Source organism: Micromonospora sp. NPDC050686 (genome assembly GCF_040654475.1).
Taxonomy (GTDB): Bacteria; Actinomycetota; Actinomycetes; order Mycobacteriales; family Micromonosporaceae; genus Micromonospora.
In genome coordinates this window covers 1-10075 of record NZ_JBFAID010000019.1, presented here as the reverse complement: position 1 = coordinate 10075, position 10075 = coordinate 1, and the positions used below count along the sequence as shown (strand labels likewise).

Annotated in this window: 7 protein-coding genes; 5 read left to right on the top strand and 2 right to left on the bottom strand. The window is 74.9% G+C overall.

Annotated elements, in window-relative coordinates; genetic code table 11:
* Positions 1–17 precede the first annotated feature (17 nt).
* Together clpS and AB0H57_RS15140 are read right to left on the bottom strand one after the other, a co-directional pair.
* Positions 18–308 carry an ATP-dependent Clp protease adapter ClpS gene (gene clpS, locus AB0H57_RS15145; protein WP_222954694.1) on the bottom strand — a complete coding sequence of 97 codons (291 nt, stop codon included), beginning with the start codon at positions 306–308 and terminating at the stop codon, positions 18–20.
* 115 nt (positions 309–423) lie between these two features.
* Complete coding sequence (locus AB0H57_RS15140) at positions 424–1986, bottom strand: hypothetical protein (protein ID WP_357506630.1); 1563 nt, start codon at positions 1984–1986, stop codon at positions 424–426.
* A 205-nt stretch (positions 1987–2191) separates the two neighbouring features.
* Between AB0H57_RS15140 and AB0H57_RS15135 the strand changes: the two genes are divergently transcribed.
* From AB0H57_RS15135 to AB0H57_RS15115, 5 genes are all read left to right on the top strand, one after another.
* Positions 2192–4867, top strand: coding sequence for a LuxR C-terminal-related transcriptional regulator (locus AB0H57_RS15135; protein ID WP_357506628.1), 2676 nt, complete (start codon positions 2192–2194; stop codon positions 4865–4867).
* Positions 4868–4884: 17 nt separating this feature from the next.
* Positions 4885–6171 carry a nicotinate phosphoribosyltransferase gene (locus AB0H57_RS15130; RefSeq protein ID WP_357506626.1) on the top strand — a complete coding sequence of 429 codons (1287 nt, stop codon included), beginning with the start codon at positions 4885–4887 and terminating at the stop codon, positions 6169–6171.
* Between the two features lie 15 nt (positions 6172–6186).
* Positions 6187–6768: an isochorismatase family protein gene (locus AB0H57_RS15125; RefSeq protein ID WP_357506624.1), complete on the top strand. Its 582-nt coding sequence runs from the start codon at positions 6187–6189 to the stop codon at positions 6766–6768.
* Between the two features lie 65 nt (positions 6769–6833).
* Positions 6834–8186, top strand: a complete 1353-nt coding sequence (locus AB0H57_RS15120; RefSeq protein ID WP_357506622.1) for an MFS transporter — start codon at positions 6834–6836, stop codon at positions 8184–8186.
* A gap of 284 nt (positions 8187–8470) precedes the next feature.
* Complete coding sequence (locus AB0H57_RS15115) at positions 8471–9904, top strand: M28 family peptidase (RefSeq protein WP_357506620.1); 1434 nt, start codon at positions 8471–8473, stop codon at positions 9902–9904.
* The last annotated feature ends 171 nt before the right edge of the window (positions 9905–10075 follow it).

The window sequence follows — 10075 nt, the reverse complement described above, 5'->3', positions numbered from 1 at the left end:
CGGCTCACTCCTCACGCTCACGAACGATCCACCGTCGCCCACAGTCCGTACGCGTGCAGCTGCGACGCGTCGTGTTCCATCCGCTCCCGGGCGCCGCTGGACACCACCGCCTTGCCCTTGTGGTGCACGTCCAACATGAGCCGCTCGGCCTTCTCCCGGCTGTAGCCGAAACACTTCTGGAAGACCCAGGTCACGTAGGTCATCAGGTTGACCGGGTCGTCCCACACGATCGTCACCCACGGCCGGTCCGAGACCGGCACCTCTTCGGTGGCCGGCGTCTCGACCGGTGCAACCTGCGGAGCCGCCATGCCCCCCATCGTGCCACCGGAATCGGCGAACCGATGAACCGGAACGCCGGGACGGCCGGGATCGGCGTGCCGCAGAGTCACTGCCGCCACGCCGGTCTCGCCACGCCCGCCGCGCTCAGGCGAGCAGGATGCCGTGGTCGACCGCATCGGTGAGCACCGTGGAGATCGAGAGACGGATCACCTCGAACCGCCGGGACACCTCACGGGTCAGTTCCAGCTCCACCTCGCGCAACGCCCGCTGCGCCCAGGACCGGGCCCCGGCCGGATCGTCGTTTCCGGGGCTGCGCCAGTGCTGCCAGCAGCCGCCGGAGAGGGCGACCGCCAACGGCGGCAGCACCTCGGTGCGTTCGGCGCCCGGATAGCCGGCCAGCGCGTCGATCGCCCCGGCGCCGGTCAGCTCGGCCACCCCGGCCGTGCTGGTGACCAGCAGCACGCGGTCGAGTTCCCGGCCGGCCGAGTGGTCGACCAGCCCCCAGTGCACGGCGGCGGCGATGCGCCGGCGCACCCCCTCGCCCGGAGGCGCCCCGAGGACCCGGGTCGCGGCGTCGTGCAGCAGCGTCCGCACCGCCTGGTCGCACTGCGTGGTGGCCAGCGCGGACAGCGCTTCCATCTCGCGGTCCAGCAGCTGCGGCAGGCCGGCGGAGCCCACCCCGAAGACGATCTCCTGGACCACCCTGAGGTGGATCTTCGCCAGCTCCAGGGCGAGATCCTGGCGGATCCGCTGGGCGCCGGCGCGGGCCTGCCGCTCCAGCCGGTCGGCCCAGTCACCGCGGGCCGCCGCGGGCGCCACAGCCACCCGTTCGTGCGCGCCCGGCGGCACCGGCGGCTCGGCGCTGGCCCGGCGCAGCCCCTCGTCGACGGACCAGCCGACCAGCGCCCGCTGGAGCTCGGGCAGCACCGGGCTCCGGGCCGGGAACCAACGCGCCCGGGCCAGCGTGGGCACCGCGGCCAGCAGGGCGGCCCGGTGCGCCGCCGCGCTGAGCGCGACCGCGCCGTCCGGGATGCCGGACCGGACGGGCGACGGGACGGATGCCCCCGTGTCCCCCGTCGCCGCACCGCCCGGCCCCGGCTCCCAGCCGGCCACCCCGGGAGTGACCACGAAGAAGACCTCGACGGGGGACGAGCCGAGCTCGGCCAGCAGATCGAGCTCGGCGGCGGTGAACGCCTGGTCGGCGGCGATCACGAAGAGCAGCGCGCCGGCCCGCCCCGCCGCCTCCAGCAGCAGCCGGCCGCCGGCCATGCCGAGCGTGCCCGAGTCCGGGGTGTCCACCAGCGTGAAGTGCCGCAGCAGCGGCACCGGCAGGCTCAGCTCGACCCGGCGCGGCGGCCGGGCCAGCGCCGGACCGGCGGCCAGCTGGTCCGCGCCGTACCCGAGTGGCTGGCGGTAGCCCGGCACGTACGCCGCGCGGGTGGCCTGCGGCGCGTGCCGGACCACCAGGCAGGCGCCGGGGGTCACCGCGAGCATGCCGGAGGGCTGGCCGAGCAGGGCGGCCAGCACCTCGGCCCGGCCGGCGCCGGCCGGGCCGGCGGCGACCACGGCGAGCGGCTCCTCGGACCCGGGCGTGGCCGCCCCGAGCCGCGCCGGGAGCGGCCCGCAGCGGGGCAGGTCCGTCGACCGGTCCCCGTCGTCGGAGGCGACGTCCGGGCGGCCGGCCGAGGAGAGAGGACGTGGCTTCATCCGGTGCCCTCCGGGTGCGGGGGGCGACCGGTCGCGAGCCCGGTCGCGTCGACATGTCCGGTGGCGAGCCCCGGATGACGGAAGCCTACGGAGCGCAGTGACTTCGTGACGAATACCTCCGCTACTCACCGGCAATCCTCAGATTACTCAACTTCACTGCGTGACGGTCTACGCGCAGCCCGATTCGCGTCGATATGCTGCTTCGATGAGTCGGTGGAGCTTCGTCGGCCGAACGGATGAACTAGGCCGTCTGTTGTCGGCGATCACCGACATCGGGCGGCGCGGCATCTTCTTCAGCGGCAGCGCGGGCATCGGCAAGAGCCGGCTGCTCCGGGAGGGCGTGGCGGCCCTGCCCACCGACCGGTACGCGATCTCGTTCGTCGCGGCCAACGCCACCACCGTGGCGCTGCCCTTCGGCGGTCTGGTGCAGGTGCTGCCGGCCGAGCAGCCGCAGGGGCTCTCCCCCGCCGGGCTGCTGCGCTGGGCGGTGCAGGCGCTGCGGGAGCAGGCGGCCGGCCGGCCGATCGTGCTCGCGATCGACGACGCCCACCTGCTCGACCCGCCGTCGGCGGCCCTGGTCCACCTGGTCGCTCGCACCGAGAACACCACGGTGGTCGGCACGCTGCGCGACGGGGAGCAGTTGCCGCTGCCGATCCGCGCGCTCTGGACCGACGACCTGGTCGATCTCGCCGAGCTGAGCCCGCTCGGCCGGCCGGAGACCGCCGAGCTGCTCGCGGAGATCCTGGACGGCCCGGTCGACGACGGTTCCGCCGAGCGGCTGTGGCGCTTCTCCGGCGGCAACCCGCTGCTGCTGCGCGAGCTGGTGTTGGCCGCCGCGGGCGGCGAGCTGCACCGGACGTACGGGGTGTGGACCTGGACCGGCCGGTTGGAGCTGGCGCCCAACCTCACCGAGCTGATCGACACCCGGGTCGGCCAGCTCAGCTCCGGCGTCCGCACCGTGGTCGAGCTGGTCGCCTTCGGTGAGCCGCTGGGCCTGCAACTGCTCAACGAGGCGGTCGAACCGACCGATGTGGAGACCGCCGAGGAACGCGGCCTGATCAGCGTGATCCAGCAGGACCGACGGGTGAACGTGCGGCTGGCCCACCCGCTCTACGGCGAGGTGCTGCGCCGCCGCTGCCCGGTCAGCCGCACCCGCAGGTTGCAGGCCCGGCTGGCCGACCTGCTGGAAAAGGCCGGCAAGCGGCGCCGCGACGACCTGCTCCGGGTGGCCGTCTGGCGGCTGGACTCGGGCACCGCGCAGGATCCGGCGCTGCTGCTGGACGCGGCGGTGCAGGCGTTCACCCGGTACGACGTACCGCTGGCGACCCGGCTCGCCCGGGCCGCGCTGCAGGCCGACGGCGGCTACGACGCCGCCGAGCTGCTCGCCACCATCCTGATGTTCGGCGACCGGCCCACCGAGGCGCTCGGGGTGCTCGACGCGGTCGCCGACGAGATCCCGTGCGACGGGCGGCGGGCCCGCTGGCTCACCGCGCGCGGCATGGTCACCTACTGGGGGCTCAGTCAGGAGTCCACGGTGGAGGAGATCGCCCGGGGGGCGGACGAGCTGACCGATCCGGCCGACGTCGCCCGGGTACGGGCGTTCGAGGCGATCATGCGGCTGCACCGGCTCGACACGGACGCCGCGCTGCGGCTCGGCCGGGGCGTGCTGGACCGGCCGGCGGCCAGCGCGTCGGCCCGGGAGCTGGCCCGCTGCACGGTGGCGCACCTGCAGGCCGCCCAGGGCCACTTCCGGCGCAGCGCGGAGGCGGTGGCGCGGGTGGCCGCGGAGGCGCCGGCCTGGCGCACCGACATGCCGTACCTGCAGTTGGCGATGGAGCTGGCCCGGGGCACCCAGCTCACCCTCGCCGGCGACCTGGCCGGCATCGACGCCATCGTCGCCGACGAGTTCGCCGACCTCGCCGGGGCGGGTGACTTCCGGCTCGGCACCGGCTACCTGGCCATCCTGCGGGCGTACGCGGCGCGGCTGCGCGGGCAGAGCGGGGACGCCCTCAAGATCAGCCTGGGTGCGTGCGCGGTGCTGGCGACCAGCCGGGTCTACGCGAGCCTCGGCCAGGCCGAGCGGGCCCAGGCCGCGGCGCTGCGCGGCGACGCGACGCACGCCGCCGAGGCGGTGGCCGAGGTCGACCGGCTCCACGCCCCCGGCATGGCGGTGCTCTACCCCTGGCTGGAGCAGGCCCGCGGGGCGGCCCTCGCGGCCGCCGGCGACCTGGCCGCCGCCACCCGGCAGCTCGCCGGGCTGGCCGACCGGCTGCGCGCGGACGGCCTCGCCGGTCACGAGGCGCTCGTCCTGCACGACCTGGTCCGGTACGAGCTGGGCACGACGCTCGTCGGGCCGACCTGCACCGACGGCAGCCGGCGTACGGTCGCGCAACGCCTGGCCGAGCTCTCCGAGTCGGTCGACGGGCCGCTCGCGCCGCTGCTGGCCCGGCAGGCCCGGGCCGCCGTGGAGGGCTCCGCCGACGGACTGCTCACGGTCGCCGACTGCTTCACCGACCTGGGGCTCCCGGTGTACGCGGCGGAGGCCACCGCGATGGCCCTGCACCGGCTGCGGCGCGACCGGTCCGGCGCGGCCGGGGTGGCCCACCAGCGGCTGGCCGCCCTGCTCAGCGCCGCCGACCACCTCGACACTCCGGCGCTGCGGCTGGTCCGGCCCACCCTGACCAGCCGGGAACGGGAGATCGCCGGGCTCGCCGCCGAGGGGGTGACCAGCCGGGTCATCGCCGAGCGGCTCTATCTGTCCAGCCGCACGGTGGAGAACCACCTGCAACGGGTGTACAGCAAGCTCGGGGTGAGCGGGCGGGCCGAACTGGGCGCCGCCCTGCGGTCGATCCCGGGCCGGACCGGCACTGCCTCGGAGTGAACCCTAGGCTGGGACGGGTGAGCACCCTTCGCCCCGCGCTGCTGACCGACCACTACGAGCTGACCATGGTCAGCGCCGCCCTGCGCGACGGCACCGCCGACCGCCGCTGCGTGTTCGAGGTGTTCAGCCGGCGGCTGCCGGCCGGCCGCCGGTACGGCGTGGTCGCCGGCACCGGGCGGCTGGTCGAGCTGATCCGGGAGTTCCGGTTCGACGCGGCCGAGGTCGACTTCCTGCGCCGCACCGGGGTGGTCGACGACGCGGGCGCCGAGTGGCTGACCGACTACCGATTCACCGGCGACGTGGAGGGGTACGCCGAGGGCGAGCTCTTCTTCCCCGGCTCCCCGATCCTCACCGTCTCCGGCGGCTTCGCCGAGTGCGTGGTGCTGGAGACGCTGGTGCTGTCGGTGCTCAACCACGACTGCGCGGTGGCCGCCGCGGCCGCCCGGATGGTCACCGCGGCCCGCGGCCGGGTGCTGATCGAGATGGGCTCGCGGCGGGCGCACGAGGAGGCCGCGGTGGCCGCCGCCCGGTCGGCGTACCTGGCCGGGTTCCAGTTCACCTCCAACCTCGCCGCCGGGGCGCGGTACGGCATCCCCACCGCCGGCACGGCCGCGCACGCGTTCACCCTGCTGCACGACGACGAGAAGACCGCGTTCGCCTCCCAGGTCGCCACGTTGGGCAAGGACACCACGCTGCTGGTCGACACGTACGACATCAGCCAGGGCATCCGCAACGCGATCGAGGTGGCCGGGCCGGAACTGCGGGCGGTCCGGATCGACTCCGGCGACCTGGCGGTGATCGCCCAGCAGTCCCGCGAGCTGCTCGACTCGCTCGGCGCCACCGAGACCAAGATCATCGTCTCGGGTGACCTGGACGAGTACGCCATCGCCTCGCTGGCCGCCGAGCCGGTGGACATGTACGGCGCGGGCACCGCCGTGGTCACCGGCTCCGGCGCGCCGACCGCCGGCCTGGTCTACAAGCTGGTCGAGGTGGAGGGGCGCCCGGTGGTCAAGCGCTCCGAGCAGAAGGCGACCATCGGCGGCCGCAAGGTGGCCGTCCGCCGGCACAAGCCCACCGGGACCGCCACCGAGGAGGTGATCGTCCCGCAGGGGGTGCCGGACCGGATGCCCAACGACCGGCTGCTCCAGCGCTCGTTCGTCGTCGAGGGCGAGCCGGTGGAGCTGCCGTCGCTGGCCGGGTCCCGGGAGCACCTGCGGCAGTGCCTGATCTCCATCCCGTGGGAGGGGTTGAAGCTGTCCGGCGGAGACCCCGCCGTCCCGGTCACCGTGGTTCCAGGCAGCTGAGAAGGGGACGCCCCGATGGCCAACGCACTGATCATCGTCGACGTGCAGAACGACTTCTGCGAGGGCGGCTCCCTCGGGGTGGCCGGCGGCGCCGACGTGGCGGCCGGGATCTCCCGGCTGCTCGCCGCCGAGCCGGACCGCTGGGACCACGTGGTGGCGACCAAGGACTACCACGTGGACCCGGGGGCGCACTTCGGCGACCCGCCGGACTTCATCGACTCCTGGCCACGGCACTGCGTGGTCGGCACCACCGGCTCCGAGTTCCACCCGCGGCTGGAGACCGGCCGGGTGGAGGCGATCTTCCACAAGGGCGAGCACGCGGCGGCGTACTCCGGCTTCGAGGGGCACGCCGGGGACGGCCTGGGCCTGGCCGAGTGGCTGCGCCGGCGCGACGTCGACCGGGTGGACGTGGTCGGCATCGCCACCGACCACTGCGTACGGGCCACCGCCCTGGACGCCGCCCGGGAGGGCTTCGCCACCACCGTGCTGCTGGAGCTGACCGCGGCGGTCGCCCCGGCCACCCTCGACGTGGCGCTGCGGGCGCTGGACGGGGCCGGGGTCACCATGGTCGGGGAGCCTGTGATCAGGGCCGCTTGAGGCGGCAAACAGCTTGCCGATGTCGTACCCCGGGCCGAGGATGACGGCCGGAGGTACGGACCACGATGAACTTGACGCCTTACCGGCGGGCGCTCGCCCTGCCCGGGTTGCGACCGTTGCTGCTGGCGTCGGTGGCCGCCCGCACCCCGTTCGCCATGTCCGGGGTCGCGCTGACCTTCTTCGTGGTGCTCGACCTGGGCCGTGGCTACGGGGCCGCCGGGCTGATCGGCGCGGCGCTGACCATCGGGTCGGCGCTGGGCGCCCCGCTGCTCGGCCGGCTCATCGACCGGCGCGGCCTGCGGCCGGTGCTCGTCCTGACCACCGCCGCCGAGGCGGTCTTCTGGGCCGCCGCCCCGGTGCTGAGCTATCCGCTGCTGCTGCCCGCGGCGTTCCTCGCCGGGCTGCTGGCGCTGCCGGCCTTCTCGGTGATCCGGCAGTCGATCGCCGCACTGGTGCCGGAGAGCCAGCGCCGCCCGGCGTACGCGCTGGACTCGATGTCGGTGGAGCTGTCGTTCATGGTCGGCCCGGCGCTCGCCGTGGCGCTGGCCACCACCGTCTCCCCGCGCGGCACGCTCTGGGTGGTGGGCGCGGGCATGGTCGCCTCCGGCCTCGCCCTGCTGGTGCTCAACCCGCCCACCCGCAGCGCCGGCGAGGCGACCGGGCCGCTGCCCCGGGTGCCCCGGCGCGAGTGGCTGACTCCCCGGCTGCTGGCCGTGCTGGCGGTCAGCGCCGCCGCCACGCTGGTCCTCGGCGGCACGGACGTCGCGGTGGTCGCCGTGCTGCGCGCCGGCGGCGAGGTGGGTTGGACGGGCTCCGTGCTCGCCATCTGGGCGGTCGCGTCGCTGCTGGGCGGCTTCGCGTACGGGGCGGTCAGCCGGCCGGTCTCGCCGCTCGCGCTGGCCGCCGCGCTGAGCCTGTGCACCATCCCGGTCGGCTTCGGCGGCGGCCACTGGTGGCTGCTCTGCCTGGCCCTGATCCCGGCCGGCGTGCTCTGCGCCCCGACCCTCGCCGCCACCTCCGACGCGGTCAGCCGGCTCGCGCCGGCCGGGGTGCGTGGCGTCGCCATCGGACTGCACGGCTCGGCGGTCACCGTCGGGATCGCGCTGGGCGCCCCGCTGGCCGGGGCGGTGATCGACGCCTCGGCGCCGTTCTGGGGTTTCGCCGTGACGGGCGCCGTCGGCCTGGTGGTGACCCTGCTGGTGCTCCCGGTCGAGCTGCGCCGCCGCCGCGCGGCCACCGGCACCCCGGGCGCCCCCGCCGGCGCCCCCGCTGTGCCGCTCGCCACGGCTGCCGCCGCGCCGGCCACCGAACACCGCGACCGAACCGCCGACGAGCCGGGCGGTGGGTCGCGGCGCGGCGGCTCCCACCCGCAACCGGGTGGGAGCCCACGTCGGCCAGCTCCGACAACCCGCCGATGAGCCTGATACCTCTCGGTCATCAATATTCCTCAGAGTCATCAGGCTCATCCGCATTGTGCGGCAGGCACCAGCCGCCCGCGAACTCGCCGCGACACCGGGGCGGCGGTCAACACCCGGGCAGGCCGGACTCGCCCTGACTGAACGGTCAATTCGGGGCGTGACCAGGGCAGCCGTCCGATTTGGATCTTGGCCTGGGGCGGCGTACGGGATAGCGTCGGGGGCCTGTGAGCCCGGTCACCCATCGGTCGTACCGGGCTCGACCCCTGGATCAGGAGGAGAACCCCTTGGCCACGAACCACAGCGGACACCCCGCTACGCCCTCGGCCGAGTCGTCGCGTGCCGCGGTGACCCGCCGGCGGATGCTCACCGTCGCCCTCGGCGGCGCCGCCACCGTCGCCCTGCCCGCGCCGGCCTGGGCGGCCACCGACCAGCGGCCCGGTGCCGTCCGGCCGCCGGACCTCACCCCGGACGACCGGAAGGTCATCGCGCAGGTCTCGGCCGAGCGTGCCCTGTCGCACCTGCGGGTGCTCAGCGAGGACATCGGTCCACGCATCGGGGGTACGGCCTCCGAGCGCCGCGCCGCCGACTACATCGCCCGGCAGCTTGACCACCTGGGATACGACACCCAGTTGCAGCCGTTCGCCGTCGCGGACAAGTTCCTCGCCCAGCTCAGCTCGCCGACCGGCCTCCCCACCGACCTGTGCTGGCAGGTCGGGGCCTCGCCACACGCCGCACTGGACACCAGCGTCAGCGGCGACGTGGTGGACGTCGGCGCGGGCGCCGCGGCGGACTACCCGGCGGACGTCACCGGGCGCATCGTGCTGATCAACTACGTGGCGTCGCAGCGCGAGCAGTTGGTGGCCACCGCGGTGGCCCGCGGTGCCGCCGCCGTCGTCTTCCTGCCGGCCGACCTGGTCTACCCGCGCAGCGCGTCGGCGTTCTCGCCGACCCTGCCCGGCTCGGCCAGCTCGCCGGTGCCGATCCCGGTCGTCGGGGTGGCCCAGGTGCAGAAGCAGCGGCTGCGCGAGATGCTCGCCGCCGGCCGGTTCACCCTCACCGTGGAGACCTCCGCGCACCGCGGCCTGACCTCGCACAACGTGATCGGGGAGCGGGTCGGGCAGGCCGGCGCCGACGGGCCGGTGGTCATGGTCAGCGCCCACTACGACTCGGTGATCGGCGCTCCCGGCGCCAACGACGACGGCTCCGGCACCGTGCTCTGCCTCGAACTGGCGCGCGTGCTGCGGGCGATCCCGGTGAACGCCACCGTCCGGTTCGCCCTGTGGGGGTCGGAGGAGCAGGGCCTGATCGGCTCCCGGTACCACGTCGCCCAGCTGCCGCAGGCCGAGCGGGACCGGTTCCTCGCCGTCTACCAGAACGACATGGTCGCCACCAGCTGGGACCCGGCGACCCGGTACTGGCTGCTCTCCTTCACCGGCCAGGCCAACCGGGCGACCGACGAGGTGTCGGCCGCCGCCGCCCGGCTCGGCTACGACTCGCGGATCTCGCCGGTGACGCTGCGCGGTTCCAGCGACCACCAGTCCTTCCAGGAGGTCGGCATCGCCAGCGCGAACTTCTCCTGGCGGGGTGAGGAGAGCCCGGCGCTGCTGGAGCCGCCGTACCACACGCCGGCGGACACCATCGCCAAGAACATCAGCCTGGAGCGGCTCCAGGTGTCGCTCGAGCTGATCGGTTGCGCGATGTACGCGACGGCGCGCTGAGCGACTCCCGCCCGTGGTGTCCGGAGCTGGCGCCACGGGCGGGGCTCAGGCCGGGGCGCCGTCCCCCGCTGGGGGGGGGTGTCCCTATGGGTTTTGTCAAGCAGCAGCGGGCCTTGGCTGGTAGGGGATCTTGTCGCGGAGCATGGCGAACAGGACGTCGCAGCGACGGCG